Source organism: Flavitalea flava, from assembly GCF_054461575.1.
The window spans coordinates 1-14347 of record NZ_JBTLQH010000044.1; the positions used below are offsets into that span (position 1 = coordinate 1).

At 45.3% G+C, this 14347-nt stretch carries 17 protein-coding genes; 10 read left to right on the forward strand and 7 right to left on the reverse strand.

The window, feature by feature from the left end:
* Window positions 1-95 precede the first annotated feature (95 nt).
* Window positions 96-728 (forward strand): DUF5606 family protein, encoded by a 633-nt coding sequence (locus ACX0G9_RS25970; RefSeq protein ID WP_459067889.1) that lies wholly within the window; start codon window positions 96-98, stop codon window positions 726-728.
* Between the two features lie 95 nt (window positions 729-823).
* Window positions 824-2542: a M3 family oligoendopeptidase gene (locus ACX0G9_RS25975; RefSeq protein WP_459067890.1), complete on the forward strand. Its 1719-nt coding sequence runs from the start codon at window positions 824-826 to the stop codon at window positions 2540-2542.
* 318 nt (window positions 2543-2860) lie between these two features.
* Here the strand turns inward: ACX0G9_RS25975 and ACX0G9_RS25980 are convergent, their stop codons facing one another.
* Entirely contained in the window at window positions 2861-3280 is a 420-nt protein-coding gene (locus ACX0G9_RS25980) for a Fur family transcriptional regulator (protein ID WP_459067891.1), read from the reverse strand.
* A 68-nt stretch (window positions 3281-3348) separates the two neighbouring features.
* On the reverse strand, window positions 3349-4011 hold the full coding sequence (locus ACX0G9_RS25985) for an SCO family protein (protein WP_459067892.1): 663 nt from the start codon (window positions 4009-4011) through the stop codon (window positions 3349-3351).
* 99 nt (window positions 4012-4110) lie between these two features.
* On the opposite strand from ACX0G9_RS25985, the gene ACX0G9_RS25990 reads away from it, so the two are divergent.
* The 4 genes from ACX0G9_RS25990 to ACX0G9_RS26005 all read left to right on the forward strand — a co-directional run bounded on the left by ACX0G9_RS25990 (window position 4111) and on the right by ACX0G9_RS26005 (window position 6379).
* The gene (locus ACX0G9_RS25990; RefSeq protein ID WP_459067893.1) at window positions 4111-4521 is read left to right on the forward strand and encodes a MerC domain-containing protein; all 411 of its coding nucleotides are present in this window, start codon (window positions 4111-4113) and stop codon (window positions 4519-4521) included.
* A gap of 85 nt (window positions 4522-4606) precedes the next feature.
* A complete protein-coding gene (locus ACX0G9_RS25995; RefSeq protein WP_459067894.1) occupies window positions 4607-5200 on the forward strand; it encodes a NifU family protein in 594 nt (197 codons plus the stop codon).
* Window positions 5197-5853 carry a nicotinamide riboside transporter PnuC gene (gene pnuC, locus ACX0G9_RS26000; RefSeq protein ID WP_459067895.1) on the forward strand — a complete coding sequence of 219 codons (657 nt, stop codon included), beginning with the start codon at window positions 5197-5199 and terminating at the stop codon, window positions 5851-5853. Before ACX0G9_RS25995 ends, pnuC begins: the two co-directional genes overlap by 4 nt.
* On the forward strand, window positions 5843-6379 hold the full coding sequence (locus ACX0G9_RS26005) for an AAA family ATPase (RefSeq protein ID WP_459067896.1): 537 nt from the start codon (window positions 5843-5845) through the stop codon (window positions 6377-6379). Before pnuC ends, ACX0G9_RS26005 begins: the two co-directional genes overlap by 11 nt.
* On the opposite strand, the gene mtgA is transcribed toward ACX0G9_RS26005, so the two are convergent.
* The 4 genes from mtgA to ACX0G9_RS26025 form a co-directional block, all read right to left on the reverse strand.
* Window positions 6371-7072, reverse strand: coding sequence for a monofunctional biosynthetic peptidoglycan transglycosylase (gene mtgA / locus ACX0G9_RS26010; protein ID WP_459067897.1), 702 nt, complete (start codon window positions 7070-7072; stop codon window positions 6371-6373). The genes ACX0G9_RS26005 and mtgA overlap by 9 nt on opposite strands.
* A gap of 99 nt (window positions 7073-7171) precedes the next feature.
* On the reverse strand, window positions 7172-7588 hold the full coding sequence (locus ACX0G9_RS26015) for a hypothetical protein (RefSeq protein WP_459067898.1): 417 nt from the start codon (window positions 7586-7588) through the stop codon (window positions 7172-7174).
* 164 nt (window positions 7589-7752) lie between these two features.
* On the reverse strand, window positions 7753-8397 hold the full coding sequence (locus ACX0G9_RS26020) for a LysE family translocator (RefSeq protein ID WP_459067899.1): 645 nt from the start codon (window positions 8395-8397) through the stop codon (window positions 7753-7755).
* Window positions 8398-8451: 54 nt separating this feature from the next.
* Window positions 8452-9978 carry a GH3 family acyl-acid amido synthetase gene (locus ACX0G9_RS26025; RefSeq protein WP_459067900.1) on the reverse strand — a complete coding sequence of 509 codons (1527 nt, stop codon included), beginning with the start codon at window positions 9976-9978 and terminating at the stop codon, window positions 8452-8454.
* Between the two features lie 70 nt (window positions 9979-10048).
* Here ACX0G9_RS26025 and ACX0G9_RS26030 point away from each other — a divergent pair, with 70 nt between their 5' ends.
* Complete coding sequence (locus tag ACX0G9_RS26030; protein WP_459067901.1) at window positions 10049-10765, forward strand: hypothetical protein; 717 nt, start codon at window positions 10049-10051, stop codon at window positions 10763-10765.
* Between the two features lie 21 nt (window positions 10766-10786).
* On the opposite strand, the gene ACX0G9_RS26035 is transcribed toward ACX0G9_RS26030, so the two are convergent.
* Entirely contained in the window at window positions 10787-12001 is a 1215-nt protein-coding gene (locus tag ACX0G9_RS26035) for a glycosyltransferase family 2 protein (protein ID WP_459067902.1), read from the reverse strand.
* 143 nt (window positions 12002-12144) lie between these two features.
* Here ACX0G9_RS26035 and ACX0G9_RS26040 point away from each other — a divergent pair, with 143 nt between their 5' ends.
* From ACX0G9_RS26040 to thiL, 3 genes are read left to right on the forward strand one after another with little or no spacing between them, the layout of a single operon-like run.
* Window positions 12145-12450 carry an ArsR/SmtB family transcription factor gene (locus tag ACX0G9_RS26040; protein ID WP_459067903.1) on the forward strand — a complete coding sequence of 102 codons (306 nt, stop codon included), beginning with the start codon at window positions 12145-12147 and terminating at the stop codon, window positions 12448-12450.
* A 40-nt stretch (window positions 12451-12490) separates the two neighbouring features.
* Window positions 12491-13273 carry an inositol monophosphatase family protein gene (locus ACX0G9_RS26045; RefSeq protein ID WP_459067904.1) on the forward strand — a complete coding sequence of 261 codons (783 nt, stop codon included), beginning with the start codon at window positions 12491-12493 and terminating at the stop codon, window positions 13271-13273.
* 31 nt (window positions 13274-13304) lie between these two features.
* Entirely contained in the window at window positions 13305-14342 is a 1038-nt protein-coding gene (gene thiL, locus ACX0G9_RS26050) for a thiamine-phosphate kinase (RefSeq protein ID WP_459067905.1), read from the forward strand.
* The last annotated feature ends 5 nt before the right edge of the window (window positions 14343-14347 follow it).

Genomic DNA, 14347 nt, shown 5'->3' on the forward strand with positions numbered 1-14347 from the left:
AGGTTTTACCCTGGCCTTCCCAGAAAAATTTATCGCTGAAATGCTCGTTTCGTATTAACTTGCACGTCGCATAAAAGTATTGAATAAACAATAATATGGAATATAATAAAATCATTGCTGTTACCGGATTACCAGGATTGTACGAAATGTTAAACAGTAAAACCGATGGAGCGATCGTTCGCTCGCTGGATGACAAAACCTCAAAATTCGTTTCGAGCCGGATCCATAATTTTTCTCATCTGGAGAGTATCGAAATTTATACGGTCCGCGAGAACGTGAACCTGATCGATATTTTAAAAGCAATGGACAGCAGCAAAGAAAAATTACCGGATGAAAAAGACAACGCTGCCGTAAAAGGATATTTTACGAAAGTATATCCCGATCTGGACTTTGAACGCGTTTATAACAGCGATCTGAAAAAGATGGTGAAATGGTTCACTGTCCTTAAGAACAATAATGTCGAACTTAAGCTCTCCGAAGCTCCGGAAGATGTTCAGGAAAATACGGAGGCAGAAAGTGCCGGAGCAACCGTTGCAGAAAAGTCGGTAAAAACTCCTGCTAAAGCACCGGCTAAAAAGGCCGCCCCAAAGGCTGAGCCGGAAGAGGACAAGGAAGCAGAAAAACCTAAAGCGAAAAAAACGGCAAAGAAAAAAACGTCCGAAGACGATAAAGAAGCGGCCGCAGTAGCAGAGAAGCCCAAAAAAGCCGCTCCTAAAAAGAAAAGTTAGGAACCAGGTCGCGGGTTAAGCGTCAGGTCTCTTTTCCCCTTTTAACATAAAAAATGCAAGTCTGCTGTCTGCAGCAGGCTTTCTGATCTTTTACTATGAACTACTCCGCCGATATCCAAAAGCCCCAAAGACATTTTTTACCGGAGACATTCGTCCTTACGGATTGGACGGGATTGGAGCCCTATTTCCAAAACCTCGAACAACGGAATCTGGATTCCAGTGATGCTCTTGAGAAATGGCTGCACGATATGAGTGAGCTGGAAGCCGTGGTGAGTGAAGATGCCTGCTGGCGTCAGATCCGTATGACCTGCGACACGGAAAACAAACAACTGGAGGAAGCTTTCACTTATTTCTGCATGGAGATCCAGCCAAAGATACAGCCCTATGCAGACCGCCTCAACCGGAAATTGGTAGAAAGCCCGTTTACGCGGGACCTCGATCAAATTCAATATTTTACCTATCTGCGTTCCGTAAAAAAAAGGATCGAACTCTTCCGGGAAGAGAATATTCCGTTACAGGCGGAGTTAAGCGTACTTGCCCAACAATTCGGGGTCATCTCCGCCAAAATGACTATTTCTTTCGAAGGTCAGGAATACACCTTACAACAGGCCTCCAAATTCCTGGAGAACCCCGATCGCCTCATCAGAGAAACCGTTTACCGGAAGATCCAGGAAAGAAGGTTGCAGGACAAAGATGCCCTCGGCGACCTTTATTGCCAATTGATTGCCCTGCGCAACCGGACAGCCCTGAATGCAGGCTTTGCCAATTACCGTGATTACCGTTTTGAAGAACTGGGTCGCTTCGATTATACAAAAGAAGATTGTTATCATTTCCATGACTCCATAAAAGAATATGTATTACCGTTAGTAAACAGGATCAACGAAAAAAAGAAGAAAAAACTGGGATTGGACAGCTTGCGTCCCTGGGATACCGAAGCCGAACCGGTGGGAACCGAACCCCTTCGTCCATTTGCTCATTCGGAGGAGTTGATCACTAAGACGATCTCCTGCTTCGACCAGCTGGATCCATTCTTCGGCAATTGCCTTCGCACCATGAAGGAGATGGGCAGATTCGACCTGGAAAGCAGGAAAGGGAAGGCTCCCGGCGGTTATAATTGCCCGTTAGCAGAAACAGGCGCTCCTTTTATATTCATGAACGCGGCAGGTCAGATGGGCGATCTGACAACGATGGTCCATGAAGGCGGTCATGCTATTCATTCTTTTCTCAGTCATCCGCTTGAATTAAGCGCATTCAAGGAATACCCCATGGAAATTGCCGAAGTGGCGAGCATGGCCATGGAATTGTTCAGCATGGATCATTGGGAATTGTTTTTTACGGATAAAAACGATTTAGCCAGAGCGCGTACTCACCAGTTGGAAAGAGTGATCACTATTTTTCCCTGGATTGCCACTATAGACAAATTCCAGCATTGGATATACGAAAACCCCCAGCACTCTGCCGAAGAAAGAACCCAAAAATGGATGGAGATCCTTGCGGAGTTCTCTTCTCCGGTGATGGACTGGCAAGGCTTGGAGCTAAACCGGCTCTTTGGGTGGCAAAAACAGCTTCATTTATATGAAGTGCCTTTTTATTATATTGAATACGGAATCGCACAGTTAGGAGCTATCGGCCTTTGGAAACAATATAAAGAGAACAAAAAGAAAGCTTTAGAGAATTATACGAACGCACTTAGCCTGGGAGGAACACGTACTTTACCGGAATTATACGATGCTGCGCAGCTGAAGTTTAACTTTTCGAAAGAACACGTTAAACAATTAATGGATTTTGTCAGCGAGGAAATGGAAAAAATTTGATCCTGAAAAAAAACTAAAAATACCCGGAAAGTGGTATGCCTACCTCTTGTTCGTATGCTTTTTTCCGGCTATATTTGCAATGAGCAAGTCAGATACGTTCGGGTGGAGAGCCACCTGTCAACATAAAGAAGCTACTAATCAGAGCCTTAACCAAAAGTCCCGGTGTTTCTACATCGGGGCTTTCTTTTTTTATGGATAGTCTGAAGAACAGCGATCCGGTGAGTTCAGGAGAAATTAAACCGGATTGACAGGGAATTTTGATGGAATATTTTTTTATACACTTCTAATTTATGCGTTTTGCGCATGATATTATGCATTTTACGCATTGCAGCTTTTACACACCCCGCTAACCAGCATTTCTACCTGTTCTGCCGTAAATCCGGCTGGGAGCGTAATAGCGGGGATCACGACCTCTTCCAGGCATACCGTATTACCGCAGGCATTGCAAATAAAATGGACATGCTCATCCCGGTGATGCCCCGCCGAACAATTGTCTTTGCACAACGCATAACGTATAGAATTATCCGCAGTGGGTATGGTATGAATAAGCCCCCTTTCAAGAAAGACCTGTAACGTCCTGTAAACGGTCACTCTGTCAAATTTTTCTCCGGCTTTTTTTTCAATATCGCCATGTGACAATGCCCCCTCCTGGTTCAGAAATAATTCCAGGATTTTTTTTCGCCCGCTGGTTACGCTCAGTTGGTTACGTTTAAGTATATCGTTTATTTGTTTTTCCATAGTTGATCCTTATACGAAGTTGGACATCTCCCCGGAAGAAGAACATTTTTTCCTTTTGAAAAACCGGGTTATCCGGGGTTGTTATTAAACAGGGAGTTGGCAAAACGCGGGGCTGGCGTGGCTTCCCTTAACAGTACTTTTATATCTTTTTCCAATTCGTCCAATTCGTCTTTTTTGAGGCTATCATAGATCTTCCGTACGCGTCCTCCTTTATCTACCAATGCAACAAACTGCGTATGTATGAATTGTTCGTTTATATTTTCCCGGCTGTTCTTTGGATCGTCCAGTAAATAACTTCCCCTTGCCAGATTATAGAGGCTGTCCTTCCTGCCGGTAAGGAACCACCACCTTGCCGGATCGGCACCCAAAGAGTCGGCATAACGTTTCATGCGCGCTACCGTGTCCGTCTCAGGATCCACGGTATAGGACAGGATGCGAAAATCAGGCTCATTTGCATACTCCTGGAATATCTTTTTCACATTACCATTCATTTTCGGGCAAATACCTTTGCAGGTGGTAAAAAAATATTCTGCTACAAATACTTTTCCTGCTACGTCCTTTTCGGTAATCACTTTTCCCTCCTGGTTGGCAAAAGAAAAGGATTGCACGTAGCTGAGCACGGGTAATTTTACCTCTCCAAAACCCGGAATGATCCTGGTCAAAACAAAATAAAAGCCGACAAACAGGATAATAAAGAATCCAATCAATAAAACCCCTGGTTTTTTACTCATATACTGCAAATTTAAGCTTGTATGACCTAAATGCCTCTGTGCCAAAAAAGATAACATTTTTATTGCAACATTGTTGCGTTTAGCGTATTTTTGCCAACTATGCGGATTAAGATTAACTGGGATGCCCTGGGCATAACCACCTCTATACTTTGCGCCATACATTGCGCTATTCTTCCTTTGCTGGTCGCCAGTTTGCCGGTCTTTGGGATAAATATCGTCGATAATACCCTCTTTGAATACGGCATGATCGGACTCGCCTTTTCGATCGGCTCCTGGGCATTATGGCATGGATTCAGCCGGCACCACCGCCGTCTGGCACCCTGGCTCCTCTTTACCGGCGGGATTCTCTTATTACTGGCCAAGCAATTCTGGCATCAATATCAATTCCGTCTTCTCCCTTTTGCCGTCATCCTGATCGTGATTGCCCATATTATCAATTACCGGCTAACCCCCCGCCCCCTAAAGGGGGAGTCCCCGAGCCATTCAAGGCAGAGTCCCCTAACCCCATAAGGGGTCCGGCGTACAAAATTTAATTCCCTCTTTAGGGGGTTAGGGGGCATGAATTAGTTAAATTTGTATCATAAATGGATTTGTTATGATTAAAACAGGTAATCCGGTTATCAGTATTTATACGGAAATGACCCCCAATCCGGAAACGATGAAGTTCGTTGCCAATAAGTTATTGTATCCTGGAAAAAGTATCGATTTCCCAGACGTGGGTAACGCAAAACCTTCCCCGCTGGCAATCGAATTGTTTGGATTCCCTTTTATTAAAAGTGTTTTTATAGCCAGCAATTTCGTGACGCTTACAAAGACTCCCGATACCGATTGGAATGATGTGATCCCCGCGATCCGCCAATTCCTGAAAGAATACCTGGAAGAAGGAAAGCCCGTTATCAATGAGGATGAGGTCGTTATTGTCCGGAAGGAAGGGAATACTATCGATGCGGATGATGATGATGTGGTCAAACGTATTAAAGAATTACTGGAAAACTATGTCAAGCCTGCTGTTGAAATGGACGGAGGCGCCATACAGTTCAAGAGTTATAACGACGGGGTCGTAAACCTTATGTTACAAGGATCCTGCTCGGGCTGCCCTTCTTCTATGATCACGCTCAAGGCGGGGATTGAAGGCATGATGAAACGTATGATCCCTGAAGTGAACGAAGTCGTGGCTGAAGCGGAATGAGTTTACCTGAAATCTACCATCAATTTTTCCTGGATATACTACAAACCTCCTGGCTGGAATTTATTGCCGTTTTTGCAGGTATTTTAAGCGTATGGTTCAGCAGACTGGAAAATATATGGGTATACCCGACCGGCCTGGTCAATACGATCATTTATATCTACCTTAGTTTTAAAACAGCTTTATTGGGTGAAGCCAGTGTAAATTTTTACTACACGGTTTTGAGCGTGTATGGCTGGATCCTATGGAGAAAAAAGGACCAACAACAGCAACACGTTTTACATATCACGTCGTCCTCCGGCAAAGAAATTTTACAACAAATTGTTTTTTTCGGAGCGTTCTATGCCGGCGTTTTTTTTGCCCTGACCTATCTGAAAAAAGATTTTGCACCTCAGGCCATTCCCTGGGCCGATGCCTTTGCCTCTGCCACAGCCTACACAGGCATGTGGCTGATGGCCAGGAAAAAGGTAGAGAGCTGGTATTGGTGGATCGCCACTAATATTGCCTCGATCCCCCTGTATTTTGTAAAACACTTTGTTTTTACCAGCATTTATTATATCATTTTATTGATCATGGCCATATTTGGATTAACCGAGTGGGCCAAACGGGTAAAAAACAACACAAATCCGGCAAAAGAAAAAAACTATGCCGCTTAAAAAAATTGTTGTCCTCGGGCCGGAGTCCACTGGTAAAAGCACAGTTTGCGAACAACTTTCCCTACATTATAAAACCGGCTGGGTACCAGAGTACGCCCGTGAATATTTGCTTACGCATGGGCCCGGCTACCAATACCCGGATCTGTTAACTATTGCAAAGGGACAGCTTGCCCTGGAAGACAAGATTGCCGCGGAAATCCTAAGCAGGGAAAAACAGGGTCCCCTGTTCATAGATACGAATATGGTGGTGATGAAGGTATGGGGTGAATTTGTATTTGGCAAATGCGATACCTGGATACTCGACCAGATCGTCGCCCGGCACTACGATGGATATCTCTTATGTCAGACGGATCTTCCCTGGACACCAGATGAATTAAGGGAATATCCCGATCTTATCTCCCGGGAAAAACTATACCGGATGTACAAGGATTGTATGATCAATCAACATACCCCCTGGACGGAGATCAGCGGAAAAGCCGATCTGCGGCTTGAGATGGCCATTGAAGCCGTGGACAGATTATTGTAATAGTTTCTGAATATCCGGGTCGTCCTGCAAATGGTTCATCTGACCCAGGATCCAGGGATAACGGCTCAGGACATGACGATGTAAGGGCTTGATGGTATAAATCCTGGGGTTCGGGAGACAGGCGGCTATCATGGCGCATTCCTGACGCGTCAGGTTTTTAGCAGGTTTGTTAAAATAATGATGCGCTGCCGCTTCAATGCCATAAATTCCCTTGCCCATCTCGCTAATATTCAGATACATTTCCAGGATTCTTTTTTTTCCCCAGATCCATTCGATCATAAATGTAAAATAGACTTCCAGGCCTTTTCGGAAAAACCCTCCCCCCTGCCATAAAAAGACGTTCTTGGCAACCTGTTGACTGATGGTACTCGCTCCATGCAGGGATTTGCTTTTTTGGTTGTGTTTGATCGCCTTTTCAATGGACTTAAAATCGAATCCATCGTGATCGGGGAACAACTGGTCTTCTGAACAAATAACAGCCAGTTTTGCATACGGCGAAATAGCCGCCATCCCCTTGTAATCCCTCTTTAGGCCTTCCCCCCTGAACACGCTGACCAGTTGAGTAAGCGTAATAGGAGGATTGACCCATTTCAGCAGTAAAATATAAAACAACTGAAAAAAGAATAAAAAAATAAAAATCCGTTTGATCAATCGCCAGGCTCGGGGAATCAGTCCTTTAGTCTTAAGAGGCATCCATTAGTTTTACAATTGCAATATACTGAGACAGTCTTTAAACATCTTAGTGATCTGGTTTATTGCCCGGTCAGGTTCGTTCTTTTCCGGTCGGTTCATTTACTGACCGTCTTTTCTGTTAGGATTCAGGACCAGGTAATCGAGGGTGAATTTATTGCCGATCCGGTAACTGCCCCGTCGGGTTTTGGTGAGTAAATAACCTCCTGCAATCAGGGCCCCGCCCGTGATCAGACCCGACGTAGTGTACCAATCCTTTGATTTGTCACCACGGTACAGCCCATTAAAGGCGCCCAGGACAAACATGCCCGCCCCGGCCACCATCATGCCTGCAGGCAAAACGGTGTTACTAAAATGGAGGTGCATCTCCCGGATCTCGGCAATTTCCCTGTAATGAAAAGGCTGGCCATTGAGAAAAATGCTATCGTGGCGCATATTGGTTATCGTTCCCTGAAACCATTGATTGTAGATCGTTTTCATGGTCAGGTCGCTGCCGGGAGTATAAGTTTTGACTTGCATTCCCTTCTTTTTCAGGATCAGCAGGTCATTTTGAGCCTTCGATAGGAGAGGAATGAAGAAAATAATTATAATTATACGTTTATTCATAGAAAAATGCTGGTACCCAAACTTACAAATACAGAACGAAACCCGGATGTTAATCTCAGGGTATTCCTGGTTTGCTGCTATTTTTTAATCTTAGGATGGAAAAAAATAACGCCCCATAACAAGGCAATACCAAAGCCGATCAGGATCGTTCCTGAGATCCTGTTGATGATGGATAGGGTGCGTAAGGTAAGTTTATTACGAAGCTTGCCGGCCATCATTACCTTGCCAACATCTGCACTCATATTCACCAGCAGACATACGGAAAAAATAATAATGCGTTCCTGTAAGGTGTGTGTAAGCGATAGAACGGTGGCATTTCCCAGCCAGAAGAGAATGACCCCGGGATTAAGGGTATTGATGATGAATCCGGAGGCGAAGATCCTGGCCATGTCCCTTTTACGAAACCTGAGCGCATTTCCTTCGGCGTCCGTAGCGAGATGCACTTTCTTAAAAAACACGAAGTAAAGACCCATAACGATCAGGAAAACGCTGCCGCCAAAAGCAATTCCCCTCGTATATTCCATAAGCTGCGCAACGAGTGCGGTGAACATATTGCTGAGAAAGACCAGCAAAAAATCACTTACCCATACACCGGCAACAAAACTAAAGCCTCCTTTATGGCCGGTATCCAGGCTTTGTTTGATAATGGTAAAAATGATCGGCCCCACGGAGAGAGCAAGAACAAATCCTAACGCCAGTCCTTTCAATATGGCCTCCATCATAAGAATATCTTTTGTAAGGGGTGAATGATCGGTTCACCATTTGTCTTTTTTTTGTCAAAGCGTTCCTGTTTCAAGGAATTTCTGCCAGTCCTCCAGCATTTTGCCTTTGAGTACCCTGGGAAACTTATGTTGCCCCCCTACCTTTCCTTTTAACCGCATGAATTCCATAAAATTTTCCTCGGTCAGGACCTTCACATAAATGTCTTTCAAAGCACTACTCCGTTCCACTGCATAATCGTCATTCAGCTCTTTGAGTTTGTCATCAATTTTTTGACGCAGGATGTCCGGATCGGTCTGGTCATTACTGGCTAACCACCATTGATGTGCAAAGAACAGGCCATGGGGAACTCCCGCCACAGTGAATTCCGGGATCGAAATGTTCAGTTCTTCACTGACCATCTGGATGGCTTTGTTCATATTATCAACGCTAAGATGCTCTCCAACCAGGCTCAGGTAATGTTTGGTACGACCGGTAATTATGATCTGACAACGTTCCTTATCAGTAAATTTTACGGTATCCCCGATCAGATAGCGCCAGGCACCGGCACTGGTGCTCAGCAGGATCGCGTAGTCTTTACCTTCCTCTACCTCGTGGATCATATAAGCCTCAGGGTCCGGGACCAGATTCCCCTCGGTATCGAAATTCCTGTTGTCAAATGGCACGAACTCCAAAAAGATGTGTTCATTGGTCACCAGACGCATTCCTTTTGAGTATTGCAGATCCTGGTATGCGATAAATCCTTCTGAGGCCAGATAGGTCTCGATATAAGTGATGGGCTTACCCAATAATTTCTCAAAGCCATTTTTGTAGGGTTCGAAGGAGACTCCCCCATGTACAAAAAAACCAAGATTCGGCCAGATCTCGTGAATATTCTTAAGCTTGTACTTCTCGATAACCTTTTCCATGCACATCTGTATCCAACCGGGAACTCCGACCACAAAACCAATATCCCATTCCGGCGCAAGCCTTACTACCTCTTCCAGTTTTTCTGCCCAATCTCTGGTCCGGGCGATTTTTTTACCCGGCTTGTAAAAAGGCTGAAACCAAAAAGGCACTTTTCTGGCTGTAATCCCACTCAGATCTCCTGAATAATACCCGGAACCTTTTTGAAGATCAGTGCTCCCCCCGATCATCAACCAGCCCTTTCCGATACTTTTTACGGAAATGTCATGGTAGTTCCGCAGGGTAAGTAATTGTTTGATCATCACGATACGATTCCCACGCAGCAGATCATTCGTAATCGGTATAAACTTGCTGCCAGCCTCCGAGGTCCCGGAGGAAAGGGCATAATATTTTATTTTTCCCGGCCAGCAAACATCGGCTTCTCCTTCCAGGGTCTTGTCCCACCAGGATGCGTAGATCTTGTTGTAATCGAAAGTTGGAACCAGTTCCTGAAATTTTTTTCCGGGATGTTTGCTCATCAGGATTTCATCAAACCGGTATAATTGACCGAATTCAGTGAACCTTGCTTTTTTAAGAAGCTTCCGCAGGACTTTCAGCTGTTGCCGCCTGGGGGATTTTTGGGGCAACCGCAATGCCCTTGCCAACGATTTGGGTAATTGAATTTCAATCAACGCCATGGAGTAACAGGTGCCGTTTGGTAGCGGCCAAAATTAAGGTTTTGGAGGGTATTTTTCCTACATTTATTTAATGAAGATCAAACTAACCCCTCTTTACCTTTTGTCTTTCTTCTCCCTGGTGTTCCTGGTCCATGAATTGCACGATTGGGCACACACTATAACCGCCTGGTCCGTATGTGGCTGCTGGGGTCCAAGGGCTTTCGATTTTTGGGATTTTTGCTCCAAATGCACCGCCACTTTGCCATATCCCCGCGTTCTGGCCTGGATAACAGGGCCGTTGGTCAATTATATCCTCATCTGGGCAGGTTGGGGACTTATGCATCCAGAAAATCCATTAGACAAAAGGTCGTTGGGATTTGCGCTGGTGTTTGCCACCCTTCCCCTTGTGCGAATAATGGGCGCACTCGCCGGAGGAGGGGATGAAACTTTTGCTTTGCGACAACTATTCCAGCATGCAGACGGCAGCAACCGCCATAATGTGGCTATCGCAGGCCTGTTGATCGTGCTGATTCTCAATTTGCCGGCGCTGGTAAGGGCCTTTTTGTTGTTTCCCGGCTGGTTAGGAAAGATAGGCGTTTTTGCAGCCTTCCTTATTCTCCCCGGTCCGATTGACCGATGGGTGAATAAGGGCATGAACCACTTAATTACTCTGCCTTCCCTTTCGCATCAATGGATAACCGGTACTTCCTTTTTAGTAGTTGCATGGTTCTTTATTTTGCTTATCCTGTTCTTGCTCACCTATAAACGGCTGGAAGTACTTTTTGAACATGAGGATCTGCCCCTATAAGCTCATGCCCTTATCAGGCGACTACAGGACGACGATTTCTCCCAACCCGTCTTTTGATCTGCTGCCTACAGCTGAAAAACTTCCTGATGCGTGGACTTTTAGGCTTACCCCTGCAGGAGCCTGCTCAAGGGCGATGAGGCAATCCTTAAATGAAAAATCTTTTCCTTCGCAAAAGATATATTCATTGGCCTTTTCTTTTTCCGTTGCCATTGATCTGTTTTTTGCTGCGCTATTACCTGCACTGTTACCTGCAGCCTTTAAGGCTCCCCGCATCCGTTCTGCAGCCTCCGGATCCCCACCAATCCAGGTTAAACAAGGAACGGCCCCTGCCTCATTTCCGGAAAGTCTGTGGTTCAGCCATTCAGGACTCCAGCCACGTTTTATTTTGTTCAGGATAGCCCTCCAGGCTCCCGTAGCCCGGATGGCAATTTCCAGCAGGGTATTAAAAAAAAGGGGGAGACCACCGCTGAAGTGTTTACGGCGGAATTGGCTCATCGCCTTATAAAACAGTTTTATCCTGTGGGAATCCTTAGGCGTGCTTTCCCCTTTAAAATGAAGGATCGTGGTATCAGCAATATAATAATTGATGAACCCTTCCCGGGTTATCCGGTAACTGAGATCAATGTCTTCGGCGTACATAAAAAATTGTTCGTCAAATCCCCCGGTCTTTTCCAATACTTGTCTTTTTGCAAAAAGGAAAGCCCCTGAAAGAACCGCAACCGGATTGTTTTGATTTTCCGGTAAATGGCCTTCGTAATATTTAGCCAGCCATCGGGAATCCGGGAACAAACGGGTCAATCCCGACATTTTGCAAAATGCTGCCCAAGGGGATGGAAATCCCCGTTTGGATTCTTTCAGATAACGCCCGCTTCCATCTACCATCCTGACTCCTGCCGCGCCGGCATTAGGGTTTGCTTCCAGAAAAGAGATACATGTGGAAAAAATATCCTCCGGAAGGATGGTATCCGGGTTTAAAAATATGATGTAACTCCCTTTTGCCATTCCGAGAGCCTGATTGTTGGCCCGGGAAAATCCGATATTCTCCTGATTGGCCAGAAAATGAATTTCCGGAAAGCCCGGACGAAGGTATTCCAGGCTGCCATCCCTGGAAAAATTATCCACTACAAATATTTCTCCTTGAATATCAGCTATTTGTATGGCTTTTTGGACCGAATACAGACATTGCTCCAAAAAATATTTAACCTGGTAATTGACTATAATAACGGATAGCACCATGCATCTGGGTTGTGTTCGTTTTGTTGGGTTACGAAGTAAGCCCTTTTGCCCAATCCCGCAAAATGTTAAAAAGGACCTTTGCAGGCAGAAAGTTGGGTGGGACGCTCAAAAATTGATACATTTGCATTCATCAATGTATCATTGTGAGTCTAACCATTAAACAAATCGAAAAAATATCTAAGGCACTGGGCGATAAACATCGTCTTAATATCCTTCAGTATATTTCCAGTAATGGAGGATGCGGCCAATGTTCGAAGATCCAGGAAGTGATCGATCTTGCCCAACCTTCCGTCTCACATCATATAAAAATACTTATAGATTCAGGACTTATAGATGATGAAAAAGAAGGAAGGAATCATAAATATAACCTGAACAGTGCTTTAATGAATGATTATATCGGGGCTTTAAAAAATCTTCAGTGCGAATTGGGCAACCCGGTTTCAAAGTAATGGGTAGCCGCCGCCACCCGTTATCCCTTATCTTTGCGCCATGCTTAAATCAACCCTCATTAGGGCAGCAGAAGCAGGCGCTGCCGTCATGAAACAATATTTTCAGGGAGAGTTTACCATTTCCAACAAAGAAGGCATTAATAACCTGGTCACTGAAGCCGATCATGCTTCAGAAAAAGCCATTTTTGAAATGATTAGAAAGGACTTTCCGGACCATTTTCTGTTAAGTGAGGAAGCAGGAGAGATCGTTACCGACTCAACGTATAAATGGATCATCGACCCGATCGACGGCACGGTGAATTTTGCCAATGGGATTCCCCTCTGCTGCGTATCGATTGGTGTTGAACGTGACGGGGAGATCATTTTAGGCGCCGTATACAATCCTTTTATCAATGAGTTCTTTTTTGCTCAAAAGGGATACGGAGCCACACTCAACGATAAAAAGATCAAAGTGAGCGCACAGACTTCCGTAGCCAAATCCTGCCTGGTAACCGGTTTCCCCTATACTTACCTGGACGAGGTCTATGGGCCAATCGAAGTGTTCTCCAAACTCATACGCAGCGGAGTTCCTGTCCGGCGTCTGGGGTCGGCAGCCATGGACCTCTGCTGGGTTGCTGCCGGAAGATTCGACGGGTTTTATGAGCATAAATTGCAGGCATGGGACAGCGCCGCAGGGTTCCTGATAGTGGAGGAAGCAGGTGGAAGAGTTTCCGATTTCAAGGGCAACCGCTATTCTCCGTATCAGCCGCATATCGTAGCCACCAACGGAAAAATCCATGACGAATTGGTTAATGTGATCAGAGATCCGGGTCATATTCTGTAAATTCAAATTGCAAAAATATTCCATTACTATTATGAGTGAAATCAGGACAGAAATATCATCCCTTGGGGAATTTGGATTGATCGAACACCTTACCAGGAATATTGAAATAAAAAATGCCTCCACCATTGTGGGGGTTGGGGATGACGGCGCCGTTATCGATCATTTCGGTAAACAAACGGTGATCAGTACGGATCTTCTTATCGAAGGCATTCATTTTGACCTGATGTATACCCCGCTCAAACATCTCGGCTATAAATCTGTGGTGGTGAACCTGAGCGATATATACGCCATGAATGCCATTCCCACACAGATCACCCTAAGCCTGGGTTTCAGTAACCGTTTCAGTGTCGAAGCTCTGGATGAGTTTTACGAAGGGGTCTATTCTGCCTGTGAAACTTATGGGGTCGACCTGATCGGCGGAGACACCGCCTCATCCCAAAAGGGGTTCATTATTTCCGTCACCGCGATCGGAGAAGTGACCCCGGACAAATTCGTCAAACGGAGCACGGCTAAAAAAGGGGACCTGCTTTGTTGCACAGGAGATCTGGGCGCGGCTTATTTGGGTTTGATCATATTGGAAAGGGAAAAAAAGATCTTTTTGGAAAGCCCCGGGGTTAAAGCCGATCTGGAAGGAGAAAAATATGTGATCGGCCGTCTCCTTAAGCCTGAAGCCAGAAAAGACCAGATCGAATTTTTCCAGCAATCCGCCATTCAGCCCACCGCGATGATGGATATCAGTGACGGGCTGAGTTCGGAGATCATTCATCTCTGCCGTCAAAGTGAACTGGGTTGCGTGTTGTATGAAGAAAAGATACCTGTTTCCGAAGATACCCGGAATGCCGCTTTTAAATTTGAACTGGATCCGACAGCCTGCGCGCTCAGCGGAGGGGAAGATTATGAATTGTTGTTCACGATTTCTCAGGAAGATCATGACAAACTGGTCATGAATGAACAGATCAGCGTGATCGGTTATATGACGGAACCGGAGAAAGGAAAAAAGATCATTACAAAGGGAGGTAACACGTTTGACATCACTGCTCAGGGGTGGAATGCTTTTGCGCCCAAATGACCTCT

What these genes read in the sequence shown, in the direction of transcription:
- ACX0G9_RS25970 (WP_459067889.1), top strand. Translation starts at nt 96, where the DNA reads ATGGAATATAATAAAATCATTGCTGTTACCGGATTACCAGGATTGTAC.
- ACX0G9_RS25975 (WP_459067890.1), top strand. Translation starts at nt 824, where the DNA reads ATGAACTACTCCGCCGATATCCAAAAGCCCCAAAGACATTTTTTACCG.
- ACX0G9_RS25980 (WP_459067891.1), bottom strand. Translation starts at nt 3,280, where the DNA reads ATGGAAAAACAAATAAACGATATACTTAAACGTAACCAACTGAGCGTA.
- ACX0G9_RS25985 (WP_459067892.1), bottom strand. Translation starts at nt 4,011, where the DNA reads ATGAGTAAAAAACCAGGGGTTTTATTGATTGGATTCTTTATTATCCTG.
- ACX0G9_RS25990 (WP_459067893.1), top strand. Translation starts at nt 4,111, where the DNA reads ATGCGGATTAAGATTAACTGGGATGCCCTGGGCATAACCACCTCTATA.
- ACX0G9_RS25995 (WP_459067894.1), top strand. Translation starts at nt 4,607, where the DNA reads ATGATTAAAACAGGTAATCCGGTTATCAGTATTTATACGGAAATGACC.
- pnuC (WP_459067895.1), top strand. Translation starts at nt 5,197, where the DNA reads ATGAGTTTACCTGAAATCTACCATCAATTTTTCCTGGATATACTACAA.
- ACX0G9_RS26005 (WP_459067896.1), top strand. Translation starts at nt 5,843, where the DNA reads ATGCCGCTTAAAAAAATTGTTGTCCTCGGGCCGGAGTCCACTGGTAAA.
- mtgA (WP_459067897.1), bottom strand. Translation starts at nt 7,072, where the DNA reads ATGCCTCTTAAGACTAAAGGACTGATTCCCCGAGCCTGGCGATTGATC.
- ACX0G9_RS26015 (WP_459067898.1), bottom strand. Translation starts at nt 7,588, where the DNA reads ATGCAAGTCAAAACTTATACTCCCGGCAGCGACCTGACCATGAAAACG.
- ACX0G9_RS26020 (WP_459067899.1), bottom strand. Translation starts at nt 8,397, where the DNA reads ATGATGGAGGCCATATTGAAAGGACTGGCGTTAGGATTTGTTCTTGCT.
- ACX0G9_RS26025 (WP_459067900.1), bottom strand. Translation starts at nt 9,978, where the DNA reads ATGGCGTTGATTGAAATTCAATTACCCAAATCGTTGGCAAGGGCATTG.
- ACX0G9_RS26030 (WP_459067901.1), top strand. Translation starts at nt 10,049, where the DNA reads ATGAAGATCAAACTAACCCCTCTTTACCTTTTGTCTTTCTTCTCCCTG.
- ACX0G9_RS26035 (WP_459067902.1), bottom strand. Translation starts at nt 12,001, where the DNA reads ATGGTGCTATCCGTTATTATAGTCAATTACCAGGTTAAATATTTTTTG.
- ACX0G9_RS26045 (WP_459067904.1), top strand. Translation starts at nt 12,491, where the DNA reads ATGCTTAAATCAACCCTCATTAGGGCAGCAGAAGCAGGCGCTGCCGTC.
- thiL (WP_459067905.1), top strand. Translation starts at nt 13,305, where the DNA reads ATGAGTGAAATCAGGACAGAAATATCATCCCTTGGGGAATTTGGATTG.